Source organism: Dyella ginsengisoli LA-4 (assembly GCF_000334915.1).
GTDB lineage: Bacteria > Pseudomonadota > Gammaproteobacteria > Xanthomonadales > Rhodanobacteraceae > Dyella_A > Dyella_A ginsengisoli_A.
Genome location: NZ_AMSF01000064.1, coordinates 23156 through 44485 on the forward strand (window position 1 = coordinate 23156; position 21330 = coordinate 44485).

23 protein-coding genes are annotated in these 21330 nt (G+C 66.1%); 12 read left to right on the forward strand and 11 right to left on the reverse strand.

Annotation, left to right across the window (positions count from 1 at the left end):
• Positions 1-410 precede the first annotated feature (410 nt).
• The 7 genes from C693_RS0115440 to C693_RS0115470 all read left to right on the forward strand — a co-directional run bounded on the left by C693_RS0115440 (position 411) and on the right by C693_RS0115470 (position 4769).
• Positions 411-737, forward strand: coding sequence for a hypothetical protein (locus tag C693_RS0115440; protein ID WP_017463179.1), 327 nt, complete (start codon positions 411-413; stop codon positions 735-737).
• Between the two features lie 4 nt (positions 738-741).
• Positions 742-1116, forward strand: coding sequence for a GntR family transcriptional regulator (locus C693_RS0115445; protein WP_017463180.1), 375 nt, complete (start codon positions 742-744; stop codon positions 1114-1116).
• On the forward strand, positions 1113-1970 hold the full coding sequence (locus C693_RS0115450) for an ABC transporter ATP-binding protein (RefSeq protein ID WP_017463181.1): 858 nt from the start codon (positions 1113-1115) through the stop codon (positions 1968-1970). The genes C693_RS0115445 and C693_RS0115450 overlap by 4 nt, the downstream gene beginning before the upstream one ends.
• A complete protein-coding gene (locus C693_RS0115455) occupies positions 1967-2932 on the forward strand; it encodes a hypothetical protein (protein ID WP_017463182.1) in 966 nt (321 codons plus the stop codon). Before C693_RS0115450 ends, C693_RS0115455 begins: the two co-directional genes overlap by 4 nt.
• Before the next feature lie 75 nt (positions 2933-3007).
• On the forward strand, positions 3008-3556 hold the full coding sequence (locus C693_RS0115460) for a DUF2884 family protein (RefSeq protein ID WP_017463183.1): 549 nt from the start codon (positions 3008-3010) through the stop codon (positions 3554-3556).
• Positions 3557-3616: 60 nt separating this feature from the next.
• Positions 3617-4321 (forward strand): hypothetical protein, encoded by a 705-nt coding sequence (locus C693_RS0115465; protein ID WP_017463184.1) that lies wholly within the window; start codon positions 3617-3619, stop codon positions 4319-4321.
• 61 nt (positions 4322-4382) lie between these two features.
• Positions 4383-4769: a PDZ domain-containing protein gene (locus C693_RS0115470; RefSeq protein ID WP_017463185.1), complete on the forward strand. Its 387-nt coding sequence runs from the start codon at positions 4383-4385 to the stop codon at positions 4767-4769.
• Positions 4770-4861: 92 nt separating this feature from the next.
• Here C693_RS0115470 and C693_RS0115475 read toward each other — a convergent pair whose 3' ends face one another.
• The 3 genes from C693_RS0115475 to C693_RS21930 form a co-directional block, all read right to left on the reverse strand.
• Positions 4862-6247: a class II fumarate hydratase gene (locus C693_RS0115475; protein ID WP_017463186.1), complete on the reverse strand. Its 1386-nt coding sequence runs from the start codon at positions 6245-6247 to the stop codon at positions 4862-4864.
• 107 nt (positions 6248-6354) lie between these two features.
• Entirely contained in the window at positions 6355-7752 is a 1398-nt protein-coding gene (locus tag C693_RS0115480) for a cytochrome P450 (RefSeq protein WP_052329405.1), read from the reverse strand.
• Positions 7753-7782: 30 nt separating this feature from the next.
• The gene (locus C693_RS21930; RefSeq protein ID WP_241762684.1) at positions 7783-8637 is read right to left on the reverse strand and encodes a TetR/AcrR family transcriptional regulator; all 855 of its coding nucleotides are present in this window, start codon (positions 8635-8637) and stop codon (positions 7783-7785) included.
• Positions 8638-8642: 5 nt separating this feature from the next.
• Here C693_RS21930 and purB point away from each other — a divergent pair, with 5 nt between their 5' ends.
• Positions 8643-10010, forward strand: coding sequence for an adenylosuccinate lyase (gene purB / locus C693_RS0115490; protein ID WP_017463189.1), 1368 nt, complete (start codon positions 8643-8645; stop codon positions 10008-10010).
• 70 nt (positions 10011-10080) lie between these two features.
• Here the strand turns inward: purB and tolB are convergent, their stop codons facing one another.
• Positions 10081-11388 (reverse strand): Tol-Pal system beta propeller repeat protein TolB, encoded by a 1308-nt coding sequence (gene tolB, locus C693_RS0115495; RefSeq protein ID WP_017463190.1) that lies wholly within the window; start codon positions 11386-11388, stop codon positions 10081-10083.
• 369 nt (positions 11389-11757) lie between these two features.
• Between tolB and C693_RS0115500 the strand changes: the two genes are divergently transcribed.
• From C693_RS0115500 to C693_RS0115515, 3 genes are all read left to right on the forward strand, one after another.
• Positions 11758-12153 (forward strand): GFA family protein, encoded by a 396-nt coding sequence (locus C693_RS0115500; protein WP_017463191.1) that lies wholly within the window; start codon positions 11758-11760, stop codon positions 12151-12153.
• 83 nt (positions 12154-12236) lie between these two features.
• On the forward strand, positions 12237-12458 hold the full coding sequence (locus C693_RS0115505; protein ID WP_017463192.1) for a hypothetical protein: 222 nt from the start codon (positions 12237-12239) through the stop codon (positions 12456-12458).
• A 147-nt stretch (positions 12459-12605) separates the two neighbouring features.
• Entirely contained in the window at positions 12606-13229 is a 624-nt protein-coding gene (locus C693_RS0115515) for a cytochrome c oxidase assembly factor Coa1 family protein (RefSeq protein WP_017463193.1), read from the forward strand.
• A gap of 91 nt (positions 13230-13320) precedes the next feature.
• Here C693_RS0115515 and gstA read toward each other — a convergent pair whose 3' ends face one another.
• From gstA to cysG, 5 genes are all read right to left on the reverse strand, one after another.
• Positions 13321-13929, reverse strand: a complete 609-nt coding sequence (gene gstA / locus C693_RS0115520; protein WP_017463194.1) for a glutathione transferase GstA — start codon at positions 13927-13929, stop codon at positions 13321-13323.
• Between the two features lie 66 nt (positions 13930-13995).
• The gene (locus tag C693_RS0115525) at positions 13996-14217 is read right to left on the reverse strand and encodes a hypothetical protein (RefSeq protein ID WP_017463195.1); all 222 of its coding nucleotides are present in this window, start codon (positions 14215-14217) and stop codon (positions 13996-13998) included.
• A 23-nt stretch (positions 14218-14240) separates the two neighbouring features.
• Positions 14241-14711, reverse strand: a complete 471-nt coding sequence (locus C693_RS22715) for a hypothetical protein (RefSeq protein ID WP_017463196.1) — start codon at positions 14709-14711, stop codon at positions 14241-14243.
• A 180-nt stretch (positions 14712-14891) separates the two neighbouring features.
• Positions 14892-15833 (reverse strand): cysteine synthase A, encoded by a 942-nt coding sequence (gene cysK / locus C693_RS0115535; protein WP_017463197.1) that lies wholly within the window; start codon positions 15831-15833, stop codon positions 14892-14894.
• A 70-nt stretch (positions 15834-15903) separates the two neighbouring features.
• Complete coding sequence (cysG, locus tag C693_RS0115540; RefSeq protein ID WP_017463198.1) at positions 15904-17376, reverse strand: siroheme synthase CysG; 1473 nt, start codon at positions 17374-17376, stop codon at positions 15904-15906.
• A 256-nt stretch (positions 17377-17632) separates the two neighbouring features.
• On the opposite strand from cysG, the gene C693_RS21940 reads away from it, so the two are divergent.
• Positions 17633-18640, forward strand: a complete 1008-nt coding sequence (locus C693_RS21940; RefSeq protein ID WP_017463199.1) for a LysR substrate-binding domain-containing protein — start codon at positions 17633-17635, stop codon at positions 18638-18640.
• Positions 18641-18911: 271 nt separating this feature from the next.
• Here C693_RS21940 and C693_RS21945 read toward each other — a convergent pair whose 3' ends face one another.
• Positions 18912-19634, reverse strand: a complete 723-nt coding sequence (locus C693_RS21945) for a phosphoadenylyl-sulfate reductase (protein WP_017463200.1) — start codon at positions 19632-19634, stop codon at positions 18912-18914.
• Positions 19631-21328, reverse strand: coding sequence for an assimilatory sulfite reductase (NADPH) hemoprotein subunit (gene cysI / locus C693_RS0115555; protein WP_017463201.1), 1698 nt, complete (start codon positions 21326-21328; stop codon positions 19631-19633). Before cysI ends, C693_RS21945 begins: the two co-directional genes overlap by 4 nt.
• Positions 21329-21330 lie beyond the last annotated feature (2 nt).

A 21330-nucleotide genomic window follows, 5' to 3' on the forward strand; every position in this document is an offset into this window, starting at 1 on the left:
CCTCGGCGCATCCCGGACGCCTTGTTCTCCGGCGCCGACGGTTCGCGCCGGGGCATCCTCCGTGCGGACCGGGCCATCGCACCGCCCAGGCCCCGATGCATGGGCGCCCCATTGCCCGAATCTCCCTGACGGCCGCAATCCCGACGCGCCGTGCATCGACGCCTTGCCCGCTTCCGGACCAACCCGACTAACCCGGCCCGGCCGGCGGAATGGCCGGAATCTCCCGCCCCGATACCGGGCACGAAGGGCCGGCCGCATGGGCTCCCGCTGGTGAAACGGCGCAGGCACCCGGCTTTCGGCATAGGCCATCAGTCATGTTGTGAATTTCGATTCGGTCTATTGACGGCTCCGAATATGGTGTTATAGTTCACTACAACACCGGTCCACGAGGTCACTAAAGGAGACCCGCCATGAAAGCACCGAACCTGCTCGCGCTGTCCGCCGCCGTCCTGATCACCGCCGCCAGCCTCGCCGCCGTCAACCACAGCATCACCGTGGCTCCGGTTGCCGAGATCAATGGTGTGAAGGTGATCGACCTGGCTCCCGTCAACGTCACCCCCTCGGCCGAGGAAATGCGCGCCGCCGCGCTGACCGCCGTCACCGAGGTGATCGGCCAGCCGGCTCCGGGCGGCCTGGGCGTCCGCGCCGAAGCCGACCTGCCGCTGATCGGGGCGCCGATGGCCATGCCCTACTATTCGTTTGGCAACAAGCTCGGCCGCATCAGCACCAAGGAATAACTTCATGACCATCACCTGGAACGACAGCGTCCCGATCTACCGCCAGCTGCGCGAACGCGTGGTGGCGATGATCCTGGACGGCGCCTTGAACGAGGGCGACCCGCTGCCGTCGGTACGCCAGGTGGCAGCGGATTTCCAGATCAATCCGCTGACCGTCTCCAAGGCCTATCAGGAGCTGGTCGATGATCAACTGGTTGAAAAAAGGAGGGGGTTGGGCATGTTCGTCAACGATGGAGCGCGCGAGGCACTGCTCAAGTCCGAGCGCGAGCGCTTCCTGCGCGAAGAGTGGCCGACCCTCTTTGCCCGGTTGCAGCGGCTCGGGCTCGACCTGAAAACCCTGTTGCGAGAAGCCGGCGACGGCACGGAGAAACCCGCATGAACGCCGTGATCACCGCGCGCGGCCTGCGCAAGCACTACAAGAACACGATCGCCCTGGACGATGCCAGCTTCACCATTGAGTCCGGCCGCATCGTGGGCCTGATCGGCCCGAACGGCGCCGGCAAGACCACCGCGCTGAAGGCGATTCTCGGGCTGACCCCGTTCGAAGGCGAGCTGCACGTGCTGGGTCTGGATCCGCGCACCCAGCGCAACAAGCTGATGGAACAGGTCTGCTTCATCGCCGACGTGGCCGTGCTGCCGCGCTGGATGAAGGTGCATGACGCGATCGACTTCGTCGAGGCGATCCATCCCCGCTTCGACCGCACCAGGTGCGAAGCACTGCTCAAGCGCACCAAGCTCACCCCCAACCAGCGCGTGAAGCAGATGTCCAAGGGCATGATCGTGCAGCTGCACCTGGCCCTGGTGATGGCGATCGACGCCCGCCTGCTGGTACTGGACGAGCCGACGCTCGGCCTGGACATCCTCTACCGCAAGGAGTTCTACCAGCGCCTGCTGGAGGACTACTTCGACGAGGACAAGACGATCATCGTCACCACCCACCAGGTGGAGGAGATCGAACACATCCTCACCGACCTGATGTTCATCCGCGACGGCAAGATCGTGCTGGATACCGACATGGACGCCATGGGCGACCGCTTCGTCGAGGTGATGGTGAGCGCCGATCGCGCCGAGGCCGCACGTGCGCTGCGTCCGATCGACGAACGCACCGTGTTCGGCAAGAGCATTTTCCTGTTCGACGGCGCCGACAAGGCTGTGCTGGAAGGTCTGGGCGAAACCCGCCGGCCCTCCGTCAGCGACCTGTTCGTCGCCACCATGAAGGGGACTTACCAATGAAAACCTTCCTCTGGCTCGTCAAGCGCGAGTTCTGGGAGCACCGCGGCGGCTTCCTCTGGGCACCGGTGATCACTGGCGGCGTATTCCTGCTGCTGAACCTGATGGGCATCATCACCGCCGAGGTGATCGGCGCCCGCCACGGCGTCAACTTCGGCGCCAGCGGCGAGCTGCGCAACGTGATGTCGCAGATGGATGCCGGCGACATGAGCAAGGTCGGCATGGCGCTGGATGTGGCCATGTACTCCTCCATGGCCATCATCACCGTGGTGTTGGGCTTCGTGGTGTTCTTCTACTGCCTCGGTGCCCTGTACGACGACCGCCGCGACCGCAGCATCCTGTTCTGGAAGTCGCTGCCGATCTCCGACACGAGCACGGTGCTGTCCAAGTTGGTCAGTGCGACCGTGCTGGCTCCGGTGATCGCCGTGCTGGCCGGCATCGCAGCGGGCTTTGCCCAACTGGTGATGGTCGCGATCACGCTGTCCTTCCACGGCGTCAACGTGTGGCAGCTGCTCACCCTGGCCCACCCGTTCCGGGTCATGGGCAACCTGCTCGGCTACATCCCGGTGTACGTGCTGTGGGCCCTGCCCTCCGCCGGCTGGCTGCTGCTGTGCTCGGCCTGGGCACGAACCAAGCCCTTCCTCTGGGCGGTGGTGCTGCCGGTGGCTTCCGGCCTGCTGATCAGCTGGTTCGGCATCATGGGCCTGTTCAACCTGCCCGCCAGCTGGTTCTGGAAGGAGATCGTGGTCCGCGGCCTGTTCAGCGTGTTCCCCGGTGGCAGCTTCACGGCCTACAACGGCAGTCCGCATGCGCTGACCATCAATGGCGAAAGCGGCCTGGACATCATGAACCTGAGCCGCAGCTGGGCCGCCGTCGCCACGCCCAACCTGTGGATCGGCGTGGTGATCGGCGCGGGCCTGATCGCCGGGGCCATCTGGTTCCGCCGCTGGCGCGACGACAGCTGACGCAAGTTCTCCCCGTTGCGGCGGCCGCAGGGCCGCCGCGTTTTCTTTCCCGGCAAAGGATCTCCGGAGCGTCTCATGAAACTGATTCAACCTGTCCTGCTCGCTCTCGCCATGGCAGCGCTTGCCGCCTGCGGCGACCACGGCTCCCTGAGCAACACGAGCATCGCGAACGGCGCCATCCGGGTCTCCGGTGACCAGGTCCGCCTGCATGCCGTCGGCAGCCCCGTCGCCAGCATCGACCATACCGGTGAGTTCAGCGTCGACGGCCAACCCGTGCAGGTAACACCCGCACAACGTGCCCTGCTGCTGCAGTACTACGCCGCCGCTACCGCCGTGCGTGTTCACGGCATCGAAACCGGCAAGGCTGGCGTAGCCATTGCCGGCGAGGCACTCAAGGGAGCGGCAGCCAGCATTGTCAGTGGCGGCGACGACAAGTCGGCGGACGCCAGGGTGCAGGCCCAGGCCGACAAGGTCGAACAGGCAGCGATGAAGATCTGCGACGACCTCGCCGGCATCCGCGCGGCGCAGGGACAACTCGCTGCGGCGCTCCCTGCTTTCAAGCCCTACGGCGGACTGATCGGCGAAAACGCCGTGGACGACTGTCGCAAGGACAACGACAACTGATCCGGCAGTGCACTGGGCTTACGGCACCGCGCCCCATCCCGACGAACAAGGAGGCTTTCCATGAAACGTAGTGCGATAACCGCCGCCCTGCTGGCACTGTCCATCACCCTGCCACTGGCCGCCTGCGGCAGAAGCGACCAGACCGACTCCGCCGCCTCCAGCGCATCCAGTGGCATGGCCGATGCGGCGAAAGAGGTCCAGCAGAAGACCTCGCCCTCGTTCATCGCCGAACAGGTGCAGAAGGGCATCGACCAGGCCAAGCGCGAGCTGGTCACGCAGGACATCGACATCAGCAATGTCCACGTCAACGTCGGCGACGACCACGATGAGCCCCACGACCAGGGCAACCGGCCCAAGGCGGTGATCACCCCGCAGGGCGACCTGGTGATCGCCGGCAAGACCGTGTCGGCCACGCCGGAACAGCACACCATGCTGCTGGACTATCGCCAGCAGATCATCGGTGTCGCCGAGGCCGGCATGGACATCGGCGCCAGCGGCGCCGCCATCGGTACGCAGGCCGCCAAGGAAGCCATCTGGGGCGCACTGACCGGAAAGAGCGACAAGGACATCGAAGCGCGGATCAAGCCACAGACCGAGCAGATCAAGGCTGCCGCGCTCAAGCTGTGCGGACGCATGCCCGAGATGCTCGCCTCGCAACAGAAACTGGCCGCGTCGATGCCGGAGTTCCGCCCCTACGCCACCATGACGCAGAAGGACGTGGACGACTGCGGCAAGAATATCCACGACGACAGCGACAACGACTGACCAACCTGCCGCAGGAAGCCGCCCGGTCACGGGGGCACGGCCACTTCAAGGAGAGATCCACATGCGTCATATCGCGCTGACCGCCGCATTCGCCCTGGCCGCTGCACTGGCCGCCCCCGCCCATGCCGGCTGGTACGTCAGCATGCACGGCACCGCCGAGAGCCTGACCTGGAAGGGAGCCAACGGACAGGCCCTCAACCTGTCCTCGAAGGACGGCAAGGGCGTCGTGGTCGCCATGATCACACCTGACGGCCGTGACGGCCTGCATGCGGGCGACCGCATCACCGCCGTCGATGGCCAGTCCGTCGCCCATGTAAAGGATCTGGTGACCTACGCGAACGCGCACATGCAGGACCCGGTAAAGCTCACGCTCGAACGCAGGGGGCATGCCGTGCATGTCGCGCTCGCCGCCGGGAAACTCGGTGCGCTGGTGCATCCGCACCCCTGATCCGGCGAAGGGTAGCCGCCACGCAATGCCCGGTGCCCGGCAGGCACCGGGCGTTTCCGTTCAGTGAATCAGACCGTCGATAGCCACGGCGATCAGCCACCGCTGTGGATGCCCCCCTTGGTCAGTGCCACCGGGTCGAGCAGCTTCTTCAACTCGTCCTTCGACAGCCCGGTGGTCTCCAGCGCCACGTCCATGATCGGGCGCTTCTGCTTGTAGGCCTGCTTGGCCGTCGCCGCCCCCTTTTCGTAGCCGATCACCGGATTCAGCGCGGTGACCAGAATCGGGTTCATCGCCAGCGCCTCGTCCACCCGGGCCTGGTTCACCTTGAAGCCGTCGATCGCCTTGTTCGCCAGCAGGCGCGACGCGTTGGCCAACAGCGCGAGCGACTGCAGCAGGTTGTAGGCGATCACCGGCAGCATCACGTTGAGCTGGAAGTTGCCGGACTGCCCGGCGATGGTGATGGTGGCGTCGTTGCCGATCACCTGCGCCGCCACCATGGCCGTGGCCTCCGGGATCACCGGGTTCACCTTGCCCGGCATGATCGACGAGCCGGGCTGCAACGCCGGCAGCTCGATCTCGCCCAGGCCCGCCAGCGGACCGGAATTCATCCAGCGCAGGTCGTTGGCGATCTTCATCAGCGCCACCGCCAGCGTCTTCAGCGCGCCGGACAGTTCCACCGCGCCGTCCTGCGCGGCCATGCCCTCGAAGTAGTTGTCGGCGGTCTCGAACTTCTGCCCGCTGAGCTTCTTCAGCTCGCGTGCGAAGGTGGCGCCGAACTTCGGGTCGGCATTGATGCCGGTGCCCACCGCCGTGCCACCCTGCGGCAGGCGACGCAGGCGCTTAAGCGCATCCTCGATCCGCTCGATCGCGGCACCAATCTGCGCGGCCCAGCCGGAGAGCTCTTGGCCGAAGGTCACCGGCATTGCATCCATCAGGTGGGTGCGGCCGGTCTTGGCCACGTTCTTCAGCTCGCGCGCGCGTCGCTCGATGGTCTTCTTCAGGTGCTTGAGCGCCGGCAGCAGCTCTCCGGCAGCCAGCAGGGTGGCGCTGACGTGGATCGCCGTGGGGATCACGTCGTTCGAGCTCTGCCCGTAGTTCACATGGTCGTTCGGGTGCACCCTGGCGCCGGCCTTGCCGGCCAGGTGGGCGATCACCTCGTTGGCGTTCATGTTGGTGCTGGTGCCCGAACCGGTCTGGAACACGTCGATCGGGAACTGGTCGTCGAACTGGCCGTCAGCCACCGCCAGCGCGGCCTTGCGGATCGCGCTGGCCTGCCGCTTCTTCAGGTGTCCCAGCGCCAGGTTGGCCTCGGCGGCAGCGGCCTTGATCAGGCCGAGCGCGCGAATGAACGCGCGTGGCAAGGTCAGCCCGGAGACCGGGAAATTCTCGATCGCCCGCTGCGTCTGCGCGCCGTACAGCGCATCGGCAGGCACCCGCAGCTCGCCCATGCTGTCGTGTTCGATGCGGAATCCGCTCATATCGACTCCAGGGAAGAGAGGAAGAACCGACTATATCGCCTCTGTCCGATATCCCGGCAGCGCATACCAATCGGTGCGCACACCGCTCAGTGGGGAAGGGGCCATGCTCAGTGACGGCGAGTGAACTCGACTCTCAACGGCGACGCCGGCTTGAGCACCAGTTCCACCCGAGGCACCGGGAGATCCGTTCCACGGGGCAGAGCGAAGTCGTAGGCCTGCAGCAGTCGGTCGGCGATCAGTGCCATTTCGACCATCGCAAACTGCTGTCCCAGGCAAACGTGCGGCCCCGCCCCGAATGGCATGAAAGCTCCGCGGGGAACAGTCGCCGCACCCGGGAGAAAGCGCTCTGGCTGGAACACCTCCGGCGCGGGGAACCAGCGATCGTCGCGATGCAAGCTCCAGATGGGAATCACTACCAAGGCACCGCATGGAATGGTGAGGCCGTCGAGATGCGCTTCTCGTGTCGCCTTGCGCGTGAACGTTGCCGCCGACGGCGGGTACAGGCGCATGGCTTCCTTTAGCGTAGCGTGTAGGTAAGGGGCTTCGCCCAGGCTGCGTGCGGAACCGGGCACTCCTGGCCGGGCGCGCGCCTCCTCTCGCACTCGCTCGGCCACATCGGGATGCGCCGCCATCAGCCCAATCCACCACGCCAACACACTGGCTGACGTGTCGTGGCCCGCACCGAACAGACCGATGCAGTTGGCGTAGATCTCCTCATCGGTCAACGCCGGAGACTCTGCGTCCGCCGCCTCGTCACGCGCAGCCAGCATCAGGTCCAGCATGTCCGCTGCCGGCGGTAGGGCCGTCTCGGTGGCACCCCTGCGTTCCCTAATCCGCGGTTCGATGAGTCCGCGCAGCAACTCCAGATGACGATGCTTGTCCGCGCGCCCTGGATATGGCCACCACGACGATGGGCGCACCGGCCAGAAGAACTCGCGCATCACTTGGCGCGACAACGCGCGCACGGCACCAGAGATCGCGTCCGACTCTTCACGGGAGCGGGAGCCCCGATAACCGAAAAGCGCCCGAAGAATGACATCCATGGTGATCCGCGTCGTAAAACGGTCGACATCGATCAGGCTCGTTTCACCACCGCGCTGGGGCAGTTCGCTGCTGATGCCCAGGTCAGCCGCAGCAGCCATCAATCCAGAGCAGGCCTCGATCCGTTGCAGGGTAAAAGACCCCTTGAGGATGCGTCGCTGACGCTCCCACACGGGGCCGTCGGTGGTGATCACATTGGCACCGTGGACCGTATGGAAAATATCCAGCGTGCGCTCTTCCTTGGTGAAAATGTCCTGATGATCCACCAGCACGCTACGCGCGAGGGCCGGATGGAACAGGTAATACAGGTCGGTGGAAAGCACACGCAGGTGCGCGACGTCCCCGCACTCGGCATGAAAACGTTCCATCGCCCCCAATGGATCTCTACGCACCTCGGTCAACAACGGAAGGCCCAGGGGCCATGGCCGAACTACGGTAGATTCGCGCGCTTGTGCAGTTTCCATACGAAGACCCCAGGACCGGAGATAGGCAGATCAAACGGAAGAACGCGCCGCACCGCGCTGACGGGATGATCTTGCTGCGGCCCCCGCTGGACCGGTATTGGCGGCCACCCCCTTCATCAGCAAATCGAACACAAGCAGAAATTCATCTACCAGATCGCGATCCGGGTGCATCAACCATCCGGTTACCGCGCCGTAGAGCAGGAATTCGAAGGACCAGGCGAGCTTTTCCGCGGGTATCGCCGATGCCACCTCTCCACGCTGCTGGGCCGCCTTGAACATCTCAGCCAGCACCTTCCAACTGGTACTGCTTGCGGTGGTCGTGTCCGGCTTGATGTCCCCGGTCATCGAATGGTTGTTGATGTAGCGCAGGTAATGCGGCAGATACGGCCGCTTCGATGCATGCCAGGCCGCTGACGCGCGTAACAGCAAGCGCATACGTGCGGCAAACGTGACTTGTGTATCCAGCTCAGCCGCCAGCGCCTGCATCCCCTGGATGATCTCCTCGTTGAAGCGGAACGCCACCAGCGCTTCCTTCATGGGGAAGTAGTTGTAAAGCGTTGCCTTGGCGACATCTCCTTCGGCGGCGATCTGCTCCATGGTGACCGCGTCATAGCCCTGCTCTTCGAACAGCTCAAATGCGGTTGCCGCTAAATGCGAGGCCAGCCGCTGCCGCTTTCGCTCGCGGCGCCCGGATTCAGCGGAGACGCTCGGCTTTTTCATGGAACACCCAAAAATCATACTTTGTACAAAACTATACGTCGTATGAATTTCATGATCAATCGGAACAGGGCCGCTGGCGCCAGAACATTCCGGCAAGCCATGAAGCGGCAGCACGCGGGTGTCGCGGCTACAATTGCCGGCTTGCTTCCTCAGGAATCCAGGCATTTTCCATGGCCCTTACTACCCTCACCGCCCTGTCCCCGCTGGACGGCCGCTACGCCAGCAAGGCCGAATCGCTGCGTCCGATCTTCAGCGAATACGGCCTGATGCACCGGCGCGTGCAGGTGGAGATCGCCTGGCTGCTGGCGCTGGCCGCCGAGCCGGGCATCGCCGAGCTGCCGGCGTTCTCCGCCGCCCAGATCGCCACGCTGAAGGCCATCGCCGACGGTTTCGCGGTGGAGGACGGCGCCCGCATCAAGACCATCGAGGCCACCACCAACCACGACGTCAAGGCGGTGGAGTACTTCATCAAGGAGCGCATGGACGCCGATCCGGCGCTGGCCAAGGCCAAGGAGTTCGTGCACTTCGCCTGCACCAGCGAGGACATCAACAACCTGTCCTACGCGCTGATGCTGCGCGACGCGCGCACCCAGGTGCTGCTGCCGGCGTTCGACAGGATCATCGCCACCCTGCGCACGCTGGCCCACACCCACGCCGCGCTGCCGATGCTCTCGCGCACCCACGGCCAGACCGCCTCGCCGACCACGCTGGGCAAGGAACTGGCGAACGTGGTCGCCCGTCTGGAGCGCCAGCGCAAGCAGCTGGCCGAGGTGGAGATCAGCGGCAAGATCAACGGTGCGGTGGGCAACTACAACGCCCACGCCATCACCTACCCGGAGCTGGACTGGCGGGCGTTCTCGCAGCGCTTCGTCGAGAGCCTGGGCCTGGACTACAACGCCTACACCACGCAGATCGAGCCGCACGACGGCGTCGCCGAATACTGCGAAGCGGTGCGTCGCGCCAACACCGTGCTGATCGATCTGGCCCGCGACATCTGGGGCTACATCTCGCTGGGCTACTTCAAGCAGGCGCTGAAGGCAGGCGAGGTGGGTTCGTCGACCATGCCGCACAAGGTCAACCCGATCGACTTCGAGAACGCCGAGGGCAACTTCGGTCTCGCCAATGCGCTGCTCGGCCACTTCGCCGAGAAGCTGCCGATCAGCCGCTGGCAGCGCGACCTCACCGACTCCACCGTGCTGCGCGCGCTGGGCACCGCCTTCGGCCACACGCTGGTCGCGCTGGAGTCGCTGGCCAAGGGTCTGGGCAAGCTGCAGGTGAACCCGGACCGCCTCGCCGCGGATCTGGACGCCAGCTGGGAAGTGCTCGCCGAAGCCGTGCAGACCGTGATGCGCCGCCATGGCCTGCCCGAGCCGTACGAGCAGCTCAAGGCGCTGACCCGCGGCCAGGGCATCACCAAGGACTCGATGCGCACCTTCATCGACGGCCTCGCCCTGCCCGCCGCCGACAAGCAACGCCTGCTGGCCCTCACCCCGGGCGGCTACATCGGCCTGGCTGAGGAACTGGCCAGGGACATCTAGAGTCTCCTCGGCCCCGATGAATGCAGAACGCCCCGGTCATCCGCCGGGGCGTTTTGTTTTGCCCTGTCGCTCAACGCGGCCGGAACGGCCCCCAGGCAGGTTCACGCACGTCGCCGTCGGACAGCATCAAGCGCTGGCGGACGCTGCCATCGGCCGAAACGGAATACAGCACGCCGTGAGAACCGTTGCTGGAGGCATACAGCAACATACTGGCGTTTGGCGCAAAACTGGGCGACTCCTCGTACGGCCCCGGTGACACGAAACGCACCTGATCGCCCAGGCTGCGGTCGAGGATGGCGATCCGGTACACGTTGTCGTTCCCCTGAACCATCGCGATCTGTTTGTCGTCGTAGCTCACGTCGCAGTCGTAATTGCTCTGGCCCTGGAAGGTCACACGGGTGGGCGCGCCGCCAGTCGCCGGGACCGAGTAGATCTGTGGCTGGCCGGAACGATCGGACGTGAAATAGATGCTTTTCCCGTCGGGCGACCACACCGGCTCAGTGTCGATCGCGAGGTTGTTGGTCAGGCGAGTCTCCCGGTGCGTGGCCAGGTTCATCACGAAGATCTCGGGATTCCCCACGTAGGACAGTGACATGGCCAACCGGGTGCCGTCCGGCGACCACGCCGGCGCGCCGTTTATGCCCTTGGCGTGGCCTGACACCAGGGTGCGCGCACCGGTGGTCAGGTCCTGCACGTAGATCGCCGAGTTGCCGCTCGCGAACGACACGTAGGCGAGCTTGTTTCCATCCGGCGACCACGCAGGCGAGAGCAGTGGCTCCTTCGCGTGGCCCGCGACCACCTGCGGATTGAAGCCGTCAGAGTCGGCCACGATCAGGGAGTAGCTCTGGTGGCTGCCCCGCCCGACCGAGGTGACGTAGGCGATGCGCGTCCAGAACGCACCACGCACGCCGGTGATCTTCTCGTAGATGGCGTCGGCGATCTGATGCGCCACGCTGCGCAGGTCAGCCGCCGGGACAGGCGGCATCGCCTGGGACAGCAGGCGCTGGGCCTTGTTCACGTCCCACAGTTCGTACGCCACCTGCACCATGCCGTTGCCGGCGGCCCTGCTGCGACCGACGACGATGAGGTCCTGCTTCAGCAACCGCCAGGTGGCGAACCGGATGTCCGCGCCTCGTGACGGCGTCTCGACGACGTCCGCCTTGTCCAGCGCGCGAAACCTGCCGGAACGGTCGAAGTCGTTGCGGATCACCTCGGCCACATCGGTCCGCAGGAGTCCCGCGCCCTGATCGGCAAACGGTGCCACCACGATCGGAATGGCTGCTTTGGTGCCGCCGAAGATATCCACACTCAACGACTGAGCGCGTGCCGGGCTGGCAAGGCAGGCGATCAGAACCAGAGTCACGATGAGGAGACGCAAGCCCAATCCATGCGAGGGTTTCACCGCGGGCATTTGCCGGAATCCAGTGCGCTTGCGGGAACCCCTCCGACCCGGATGGGTTTCTCCGTGTCGCGCGGTCCCGACTACCCTGACACCATGGCCGGGACCATGCCCTCCAGATCCGACGAAAACAGGCCTCATGCGACTGCTCGACAGTGGCAGGGAATGAAGCAAGAGAGCGCATCCTGCATCGAAGTCCATCTCGCTGTCCCAGGGATCTGACGAGGATATCCGTATTAGATTGCCCATGGTCATCAGCAATGCCTGCATGGATTACGCGCACGATCCAGAAGCCAGGAGCAGCGCGATCGACCGACCCGACGAGCCTCACCATTCCAAGGAGCAGCCATGCCCATCCGCCATGCCTCATGCACCTGCGGCCGGCTCATCGCCGAAGTGAGCGGCGAACCGGTACGCATCTCGATCTGCCATTGCCTGGCGTGCCAGCGACGCACCGGCAGTCCTTTCTCGGAACAGGCACGATTCCGCCGCGAGGACGTCAGCGTGTCCGGGACCTCTACCACCTACGCGCGGACCGGTGATGAGGGAACGACCTGCATCTTCCACTTCTGCCCCTTATGCGGTGACACCGTGTACTACGAACCCCAGGCCATGCCGGGCTTTGTCGCCATCCCGGTCGGCGCCTTCGCCGATCCGCACTTTCCGCCGCCGACGGTCTCGGTCTACGAATCGCGCATGCATGGCTGGGTGATTCCGCCAGAAGCAGCAGAACACTTTGCCTGAGCAGCAACCTGCCCGGGCACGGTGAGATACCTGAGGGCGAACAATTCGCAGTAGCCTCGCGGCAGACACTTCAGGGAAGACCCATGAACATGAAAGCCCTCGGCGACCTGTCCGCCATCGCCGGCGTTGTCATCGCATCGTTTTCCGGCTCGTCCATCGCACGACACACCGGCCTGGGCGCCGAGGGCTGGCTTCTGGCGGCCTTCGCGCTGGGCATCATCCTGCTCGGTCAAAGCTCCGTGCTCCGTCTGCAGAAACAAGTTCAGGAGCTGCAGGCGCGACTGGCTAGAAACGACAAGGACTAGACAGTCATTCAGCAGGCACCGATGCAGGATCCGAGGCCCCTGGCGACGCAGCCACGCTGGTGCACGCGCAGATCAGGCCGGCAATACCGCCATCGGCCCAGCGCAGCGCTTCATCCAGGCATCCGCCTACCAACCACGGGGAAGTTCATGGAAAACACATCGGGCGGCGGCAGCGCCGCCGCCGTCCCGGCCGAGATCAAACGCTGGAACTGGGGCGCGTTCCTGCTCAGCTGGATCTGGGGCATCGGCAACAACACCTTCATCGCCTTCCTGATGTTCGTGCCGCTGGTGAACATGGCGATGCCCTTCGTGCTTGGCGCCAAGGGCAGCACCTGGGCCTGGCAGAACAAGCGCTGGGAGAGTGTCGAGGCGTTCAAGGCGACCCAGCGCAAATGGGCTCTGGGGGGTGTGCTTGGATTGGGGCTGTTCGCGATCATGATGGCCGGCCTGTTCGCCGCCATCATCGCGATGCTGAAGAACTCGGAGGCCTACGAGATGGCCGTCAGGGCCGTCAACTCCAATCCCACGGCCGTGCAGATGCTTGGCCAGCCGATTACCGGTGGCTTTCCCAATGGCAATATCCGCGTCTCCGGACCCGATGGCGAGGCCAGCCTCGTATTCGACGTCGAAGGGCCGCAGGGCAAGGGGACGGTGTACGTGAAGGCCACCGAGGCGCTTGGCCAGTGGAAGCTCGACCAGGCCGTGCTGGAAAACGCAAGGGATCACCAGCGAATCGATATCACCGGCGCCGACGATCACCCGGCCAAGTAGCGGGCGCCTCGCGCCAGAGCATGGTGCCCCGAAGGATGTGGGGCTTGTCGGGCGAAGGGTGCCGCGCAGCGGCGCCCTTCGCCCTTCCGTGTTACTTGATCAAGCCTTCCTCGCGCATGGCCGCCTGCACTGCAGGCCGCTCGCCGACGCGCTTCTGGAACGCCAGCAGCGCGGGAAATTCGCTCAGGTCCAGCTTGATCACGCGCGACCAGTTGGTGACCACGAACAGGTAGGCATCGGCCACGCTGAAGTGATCGCCCATGAGGTACGGCTGGCGCGACAGGATGCTCTCGATGTAACCGTAGCGGCGCTTGAGGTAATCCACGCGCTCGGCCCTGGCCTCGTCCGAGGTCGCCGGATTGAACAGCGGACTGAAGGTCTTGTGCACTTCAGAATTGATGTAGGTGAGGATCTCCTGCAGGCGGTAGCGCGCCAACGTGCCATTCGGTGGGGCCAACCCGCTCTCCGGCTTCAGGTCGGCCAGGTACTGCACGATGGCCGGACCCTCGGTGAGCACCTCGCCGTCGTCCAGCCGGATCGCCGGCACGTAGCCCTTGGGGTTCACCTCGAGGAAGTTCTCGCCCGATGCGGTGAGCTTGGTCTTGCCGTCCACCTTGTCCAGCGTGAGCGTAATGCCCAGTTCGTGCGCCACGATGTTGGGCGACAGCGAGCAGGCACCGGGGAGGTAGTAGAGCTTCATGCACGATCTCCGGGTCGGGGGAAACACGCATGCTAGCGCTGCAGGCGGGCGCCGGAAACGCTGGCGCTATCCACCGACCAGTTCGTCGTAGGGCGGCAGGTTGAGCACTGTTCTGGCCGCCTCGTCGTAAGCCCGCTCCAGGTCATCGGCAGCGTGCTGCCAGTCCTCGAGCAGCTGGTACTCCTCCGGCTCGGCGTCACCTTCGGCCAGTGCCGCGCGCAAATTCCGGATCTCCGAAGCCACGGCCTGTATCGAGATGATCAATGTCTGATGGCTGATGCTTGGCATTCGCTCACCTGCTGCTGGGGCAGTCACTTTTTGACCATCTCACACTGACGTGCCACCGCGGCACGCGCCATGTTGTCCAACGCCCCCTTGAACGCTTCGACCGTCATCCGGGTGCGCGGCTCGAGTTGATAGTGGTAGCCCTTCAGCTTCGGGTTGTACGGACTAGTCTTGAGCTTGGCGTCCTTGACGATGCGGATCACCTCATCGGAGTACTCGGTGCCGGAAGGAATGAAGAATTCCTTGCTGGGAAACCAACCAGGCACGTCATGCAGCGAAGTGCCGCCATCTGGCAACACCTCCGGCACATCCTCGCCCCCGGTCACCACGGTGACATCTGCCTGACTGGTGACCATCTTCTTGAGCTTGCTGCTGAAATACTCTTTCGGCTCCCAGCGCGGATCCAGCACCCCGTCCCCGGGATAGACGCCCAGCTTTATGCTCTTGAAGCCCCCACCCATCACCGAGCGGTAGAGATCGGTCGTCGTCGTAGCCATCGCCTGCCCTCCTTGGGTTCCGATGCCAGCGCATCCTAGCACCCCGGTTGCGCCTCGAAGGGGCCGAACCGTTGCGGCTCCGGCGGGGCATTCCCGCCCATGTGAGGCGGGTCCGACGCAACCCGCTGGTCGCAGGATGCAGTCTTCATCCTGCGACCCTGGTAGTGGTCAGCGCATGGGTCACTCCACCTCGTCCGAACCCTCGTTGACGCCTTCGAACAGGTAGGTGGAGAGGTAGCGCTCGCCGGTGTCCGGCAGCATCGCCAAAAGCACCGAGCCCTGCGGCGCGTCCTTGGCCACGTCCAACGCCGCGGCCAGGGTGCCGCCGCAGGACAGGCCGACGAAGATACCCTCCTCCCTGGCCAGCGCCCGGGCCACCTCGCGGGCGCGCTCGTCGGTGACCGGACGCAGCTCGTCGACCACCTCGCGGTTCAGTACGCCCGGCACGAAATCCGGGGTCCAGCCCTGGATCTTGTGCGGCTGCCATTCCTTGCCGCCCAGCAGCGAGGCACCGGCTGGCTCGGTGGCGATGATCTTCACCTCCGGCCGTGCCAGCTTGAGCATCTCGCCCACGCCGGTGAGCGTGCCGCCAGTGCCCCAGCCGGTGACGAAGTAGTCCAGCCGCCTGCCGGCGAAATCGCGCAGGATCTCCGCTGCGGTGGTGCTGCGGTGGTAGGCCGGGTTGGCCGGATTCTCGAACTGGCTGGCCCAGAACCAGCCGTGCTTCGCGGCCAGCGCCTTGGCCTTTTCGACCATGCCGGTACCGCGCTCGGCGGCCGGGGTCAGCACCACCTTGGCACCGTAGGCGCGCATCAACTTGCGCCTCTCGATGGAGAACGTCTCGCTCATCACCGCCACGAACGGGTAGCCGCGCGCGGCGCAGACCATCGCCAGCCCGACGCCGGTGTTGCCCGAGGTAGCTTCCACCACGGTCTGGCCGGGCTTGAGCACACCGCGCTTTTCGGCGTCGAGGATGATCGCCAGCGCCAGGCGATCCTTCACCGAACCGCCAGGGTTGAAAGCCTCCACCTTCACGTACACGTCCACGCCCTTCGGTGCGAGACGGTGCAGCTTCACGATCGGGGTATCGCCGATGGTGTCGAGGATGTTGTCGTAGATCATGGATCGCTCCTGGGACCGGAAGGTGGGGAACGGAATCGGTAATGCTGCACCGATTCCGGAGGAAAGGTGTTCAGGCGTGGTGAATGGCGGCGAGCAGGCGGTCGGCGCCGGCCGGCCGGTCGACACACCCTGGACGGGGTGGGGTCGGCGCTTCATCCAGCGGAGGAGCGCCAAACCAGGCCAGCGACCCGGCAAGCGCGGCCACCTCGCCCAGGATGAGCAGTGCGGGGGACTTCACCGCCTGCTCGGCTGCCCGCCGGGCGAGCCGGCCCAGCGTACCGGTGACCACCCGTTGTTCCGGGCGCGAGCCATTCTCGACCAGCGCGAACGGCGTGGACGCCGCGCGGCCGTGCGCGATCAAGCGCTGCTGGAACGCTTCGAGCTGCGACACGCCCATGTACACCGCGAGGGTCTGCCGCTCCCGGGCCAGCGCGGGCCAGTCCAGAGTGTCGTGCGACGCCTTGCAGTGCGCGGTGAGCAAGCGCACCGACTGGGCGTGGTCGCGGTGGGTGAGCGGGATGCCGGCATAGGCGGCGCAGGCGACTGCAGCGGTGATCCCGGGCACCACTTCATAGGGGATGCCATGCCCACGCAGGAACTCCAGCTCCTCGCCGCCGCGGCCGAACACGAACGGATCGCCGCCCTTCAGTCGCACCACCCGGCGACCGGCGCGGGCGTGTTCGAGCATCAAGGCGTGGATGCCCTCCTGCGTGGTGTGGTGGTGGCCCGCCTGCTTGCCCACCTCGATGCGCTCGGCATCGCGGCGCGCCAGCGCCAGCACTTCGGCGCTGACCAGCCGATCGTGCAGGATCACGTCCGCCTCGTTCAGCGCACGCAGTGCGCGCAGGGTCAGCAAACCCGGATCGCCAGGACCGGCACCGACCAACACAACGCTGCCGGAAGCAGCGGCGGCATCCGAAGCGAGCAGGCGCTCGGCCTCGGCCTGCGCCTCGTCCACGCGGCCGCGTCGCACCAGCCCGGCGACACGTCCGGCGAACAGCTGCTCGTAGAAGCGGCGCCGCGCCGCCGGCTGAGGATGGCGCAGGCGGATGCGCTTGCGCAGCTTTACCGCCACCGTGGCCAGCGTGCCGAGCGAGTGATCGAGCAGGGTTTCCAGCCGTTCGCGCAGCAGGCGGGCGAACATCGGGGCATCGCCGCCGCTCGAGATCGCGATGGTGATCGGCGCGCGATCGATCACCGCCGGCACATGGAAGCTGGAGCGCGCCGCGTCGTCGACCACGTTGACGAAAATGCGTCGCGCGGCGGACAGTTCCGCGATGCGCTGGTGCAATCCGGCGTCGTCGGTGGCGGCCACCACCAGCCAGGCCTCGTCGAGCCAGTGCGGCTCGAACGTACCGGCGCGGTGGGCGATCTGCCCGGCCACCACCCAGGCTTGCAGCGCGGGCGACAGCACCGGTGCGCCGACAGTGATCCGGGCACCGGCATCGAGCAGCATGGCCGCCTTGCGCTCAGCCACGCTGCCGCCTCCCACCACCAGGACGGGCCGTTCGTGCAGGTCGGCGAACAGGGGGTACAGCTTCATCGCGGTCGGTTACTCGCCTGGGGGCGCCGGGCGGCGCATCCAGCCAAGCTAGGAACGCAACCCCTCGTCCACAAATGATTTGTGGAAAGGTGTTTATTCCGCCCGGTTATGAGCAGGATGGAATGACATTCGCTTGACGCGCCGCAACAAACGGATGTATAGACGTCCAAATGAAGATCATTCCGTCCACCTCCATCCCCGCCCACCTGCCGCCGGAACCAGCCGGCGCCCGCCCGTGCCCGCCGGGGGCATCCGCATGACGCTGACCCAGCTGCGCTACCTGATCGCGATCGCCGACTCCGGACTCAACATCACCGTCGCCGCCGAGCGCGTGCACGCGACCCAGCCGGGACTGAGCAAGCAGCTCAAGCAGCTGGAGGAGGAGCTCGGCTTCCAGCTGTTCAACCGCAAGGGCAAGAGTCTGGATGCGATCACCCACGCCGGGGGCAAGGTGCTCGAGCGCGCACGGACGATCCTGGCCGAGGTGGGCAACATCCAGTCGGTGGCGGCCAACCTGCGCAACGAGGCGCGCGGCACGCTGCGCATCGCCACCACCCATACCCAGGCACGCTTCGCCCTGCCCGGCGCGATCGCCGCGCTCAACCGGCAGTATCCGGAGGTAAGCGTGCACCTGCAGCCGGCGGCCGACGCCGAGCTGATGGATCTGCTCGCCGGCGGCGGTGTGGACATGGCCGTGGTCAGCACTGCCGGGGCACCGCCGGCCGGTGTGATTGCCCTGCCCGCCTACCGCTGGCAGCGCCGCGTGGTGGTGCCGAAGGATCATCCGCTGGCGACACTCGATCGCGCGCCCACGTTGGAAGAGCTGGCCACCCACCCGCTGGTGAGCTACGACTCGTCGCTGAAACCGGAGTCCTCGCTGCGCCGCGCCTTCGAGTCCCGTGGGCTGACCCCGCAGATCGCGATGACCGCGGCCGATGCCGACCTGATCAAGACCTACGTGCGCGCCGGCCTCGGCATCGGCGTGCTGGCCGAGATGGCCCTGCTCCCATCGGACATATCGGATCTGCGCATCCTTTCCGCCGACGCGCTGTTCGCGCCGTGCACCACCTGGGTGGCGCTTCGACGGGACGGCGTGCCGCGCGAGTTCGCGCTCGCGTTCATCGCCGACTTCGCGCCGCAGCTGGACCGCAAGGCGCTGGCCCGACACCTGTCCGCCGGCGAGGCGGTGGAATGGCCGACGGCACCGACGTGGCGCGAGCGGGCGGTGAGGGTGGCAGGCAAACCGGTGACTGCGAAGGCCTGACGGACGCTGCATGCCGATCCCGCGACGGCCCGCACGGCAAGCGCGACGGCATGTTGCGGGAGCCAGACCCATGCGAAGAGTCCCCGGGTACCGGCCCATGCCGGAATGACCGGCAGGCGGAGTGCCGGTCGTCCGCCTGGCGCCCGGATCGGGCCTCCCCGTTGCCTGTCGGGCGGTCGGGCATATCCCCCACACTCATTCCCGCGCACGCTGGATCCACCGCCCGCCATGCGCATCCACCGGGCTGAAGAGACGCTCCCGGCCGCCTTGCCTACACCGCCTCGTGCAGGCCGCACTCGCGGTGCAGCCCGAAAAACCGCGTCTCCTCGGCTTCCATCCCCGGCTCCCACGGGCGCGTGGTGTGCACGTCGCCGATCGAGACATAGCCCTGGTCCCACAGCGGGTGGTACGGCAGGCCATGCTGGGCGAGGTACTGGCCCACGTCGCGGTCGCGCCAGTCGGCGATCGGGTGGAACTTCCAGCGATCGTTGCGGCGCTGGACGAACGGAATCTGCTCGCGACTGCGCGACTGCACGCGGCGCAGGCCGGAGAACCAGCCGGCGGCGCCGAGTTCGGCGAGTGCGCGCAGCATGGGTTCCACCTTGCGCAGTTCGTTGTAGCGCTTGATGCCCGCTTCGCCCTGCTCCCACAGCCGGCCATGACGGGCCTCCATCCACGCGGGACTCATCGCGGAGCGGTAGACCTTGAGGTTGAGCTTGAGGCGGTCGACCAGCTGGTCCACGAAACGATAGGTCTCGGTGAACAGATAACCGGTGTCGATCAGCACCACCGGGATATCCGGCTGTTCGCGCGTGACCATGTGCAGCATAAGCGCCGCCTGCGCCCCGAAGCTGGACGACAGCACCAGCGGGCCCGGCACGTTGCGCATCACCCAACGCACCCGCTCCGGCGCGTTGAGCCGGCCCATCCATTCATCCAGCCTTCCGAGCACGGCCGGATCGCGGGCAGCGGCGTCGAGGTAGGCAGGATTCACGCAGTCACCTGTGCGGGAATCTTCTGCGGCACACCGACCTCGCCGGTGCGCACGAGGAAGTCGCCAAAGCCCTCACTCACAAAGCGCTCGGTGGCGTAACGGGCGAACAGCGGGTCGAGCGCGGCGAGGATGGCGGCCTCGTCGATGTTCTCGCGGTAGATGTGATTCAGCCGCTGGCCGCGGAAGTCGGCGCCCAGGCGCAGGTCGTAGCGGCCCGGCGCGCGACCGACCAGCGCGATCTCGCCCAGATACGGCCGCGAGCAACCGTTGGGGCAACCGGACAGGCGCAGCAGGATCGGTGCGTCGGCCAGGCCGTGGTGTTCGAGCCGGGCTTCCAGCTTCGGCAGCAGGTCCGGCAGGTAGCGCTCGCTCTCGGCCATCGCCAGACCGCAGGTCGGCAGCGCCACGCAGGCCACCGCATGGCGACGGATAGGGCTGGACCGGGCGTAGCCATCCAGGCCGTACTCAGCGATCAGCGCATCGATGCGTGCCCGGTCGGCCGCTGCCACGTCGGCAACGATCACGTTCTGGTTGCAGGTCATGCGGAAGCTGCCGGTGTGCACCTTCGCCAGCTCGCGCAGGCCGCTCAGCGAACGCACGGTGCCCACATCGGCCAGCCGCCCGGCCTCGATGTGCAGGGTGAGATGCCAGTGCCCATCCCCACCTTCGGTCCAGCCGTAGCGGTCACCGTTGTGCTCGAACGCGTACGGTCGCGCCGGCGCAAGCGCAAAGCCGAGGCGCGACTCCAGCTCGGCAACGAAATTTTCCAAGCCGCGGTGATCCAGCGTGTATTTCAACCGCGCGTGCTTGCGTTCGCTGCGGTTGCCCCAGTCGCGCTGCACGCCGACCACGCCTTCGGCCACGGCGATCAGCTGCTCCGGCGTGACGAAGCCAATCACGCTGGCCAGCCGCGGATACGTCGTCGGATCACCGTGGCTGGCGCCCATGCCGCCGCCGATGGCGACGTTGAAGCCGCGCAGTTCACCGCCCTCGATGATCGCGATCAGGCCCAGGTCCTGGGCAAAGACGTCGATGTCGTTGAACGGCGGGATCGCCAGGCCGATCTTGAACTTGCGCGGCAGGTAGGTCGGACCGTACAGCGGCTCGTGCTCCTCACCGACGACCTTTTCGCCGTCCAGCCAGATCTCGTGGTACGCCCGCGTCTGCGGCTCCAGGTGCTCGGAGAGCTTCGCGGCCCAGGCGTAGGCCAGCGCGTGCGTGTCGGGCACTTCCGGGTTCGCGCTGCTGACCACGGTGCGCACCACGTCGCCGCAGGCGGCGATGGTGGTGGCCAGCGCATCGTGGATGGCGCGCAGCGTCGGCTTCAGGCGGCGCTTGATCACGCCGTGCCACTGGAAGGTCTGCCGCGTGGTGATGCGCAGTGTGCCGTTGGCGTGTTCGGTGGCGATGCGGTCGAACGCCAGCCACTGCGCCGGCGTCACCACGCCGCCCGGCAGGCGCGCGCGGATCATGAAGGAATATGCCGGCTCCAGCTTCTGCCGACGGCGTTCGTCGCGCAGGTCGCGGTCGTCCTGCTGATAGCTGCCGTGGAATTTCAGCAGCTTGTTGTCGTCGTCGCTGATCGCACCGGTGACCGGGTCGGCCAGCCCGTCCACGATGGTCCCGCGCAGCAGCCGGCTGGCCGCCTTGATGCGCTCCATCTCGGACACGGGCAAGGATTGGGTCTCGCTCATTT

Excerpts from the sequence above, each read along its gene's own strand:
- C693_RS0115440 (WP_017463179.1), top strand. The coding sequence starts at position 411 with ATGAAAGCACCGAACCTGCTCGCGCTGTCCGCCGCCGTCCTGATCACC.
- C693_RS0115445 (WP_017463180.1), top strand. The coding sequence starts at position 742 with ATGACCATCACCTGGAACGACAGCGTCCCGATCTACCGCCAGCTGCGC.
- C693_RS0115450 (WP_017463181.1), top strand. The coding sequence starts at position 1,113 with ATGAACGCCGTGATCACCGCGCGCGGCCTGCGCAAGCACTACAAGAAC.
- C693_RS0115455 (WP_017463182.1), top strand. The coding sequence starts at position 1,967 with ATGAAAACCTTCCTCTGGCTCGTCAAGCGCGAGTTCTGGGAGCACCGC.
- C693_RS0115460 (WP_017463183.1), top strand. The coding sequence starts at position 3,008 with ATGAAACTGATTCAACCTGTCCTGCTCGCTCTCGCCATGGCAGCGCTT.
- C693_RS0115465 (WP_017463184.1), top strand. The coding sequence starts at position 3,617 with ATGAAACGTAGTGCGATAACCGCCGCCCTGCTGGCACTGTCCATCACC.
- C693_RS0115470 (WP_017463185.1), top strand. The coding sequence starts at position 4,383 with ATGCGTCATATCGCGCTGACCGCCGCATTCGCCCTGGCCGCTGCACTG.
- C693_RS0115475 (WP_017463186.1), bottom strand. The coding sequence starts at position 6,247 with ATGAGCGGATTCCGCATCGAACACGACAGCATGGGCGAGCTGCGGGTG.
- C693_RS0115480 (WP_052329405.1), bottom strand. The coding sequence starts at position 7,752 with ATGGAAACTGCACAAGCGCGCGAATCTACCGTAGTTCGGCCATGGCCC.
- C693_RS21930 (WP_241762684.1), bottom strand. The coding sequence starts at position 8,637 with ATGCCTGGATTCCTGAGGAAGCAAGCCGGCAATTGTAGCCGCGACACC.
- purB (WP_017463189.1), top strand. The coding sequence starts at position 8,643 with ATGGCCCTTACTACCCTCACCGCCCTGTCCCCGCTGGACGGCCGCTAC.
- C693_RS0115500 (WP_017463191.1), top strand. The coding sequence starts at position 11,758 with ATGCCCATCCGCCATGCCTCATGCACCTGCGGCCGGCTCATCGCCGAA.
- C693_RS0115505 (WP_017463192.1), top strand. The coding sequence starts at position 12,237 with ATGAACATGAAAGCCCTCGGCGACCTGTCCGCCATCGCCGGCGTTGTC.
- C693_RS0115515 (WP_017463193.1), top strand. The coding sequence starts at position 12,606 with ATGGAAAACACATCGGGCGGCGGCAGCGCCGCCGCCGTCCCGGCCGAG.
- gstA (WP_017463194.1), bottom strand. The coding sequence starts at position 13,929 with ATGAAGCTCTACTACCTCCCCGGTGCCTGCTCGCTGTCGCCCAACATC.
- C693_RS0115525 (WP_017463195.1), bottom strand. The coding sequence starts at position 14,217 with ATGCCAAGCATCAGCCATCAGACATTGATCATCTCGATACAGGCCGTG.
- C693_RS22715 (WP_017463196.1), bottom strand. The coding sequence starts at position 14,711 with ATGGCTACGACGACGACCGATCTCTACCGCTCGGTGATGGGTGGGGGC.
- cysK (WP_017463197.1), bottom strand. The coding sequence starts at position 15,833 with ATGATCTACGACAACATCCTCGACACCATCGGCGATACCCCGATCGTG.
- cysG (WP_017463198.1), bottom strand. The coding sequence starts at position 17,376 with ATGAAGCTGTACCCCCTGTTCGCCGACCTGCACGAACGGCCCGTCCTG.
- C693_RS21940 (WP_017463199.1), top strand. The coding sequence starts at position 17,633 with ATGACGCTGACCCAGCTGCGCTACCTGATCGCGATCGCCGACTCCGGA.
- cysI (WP_017463201.1), bottom strand. The coding sequence starts at position 21,328 with ATGAGCGAGACCCAATCCTTGCCCGTGTCCGAGATGGAGCGCATCAAG.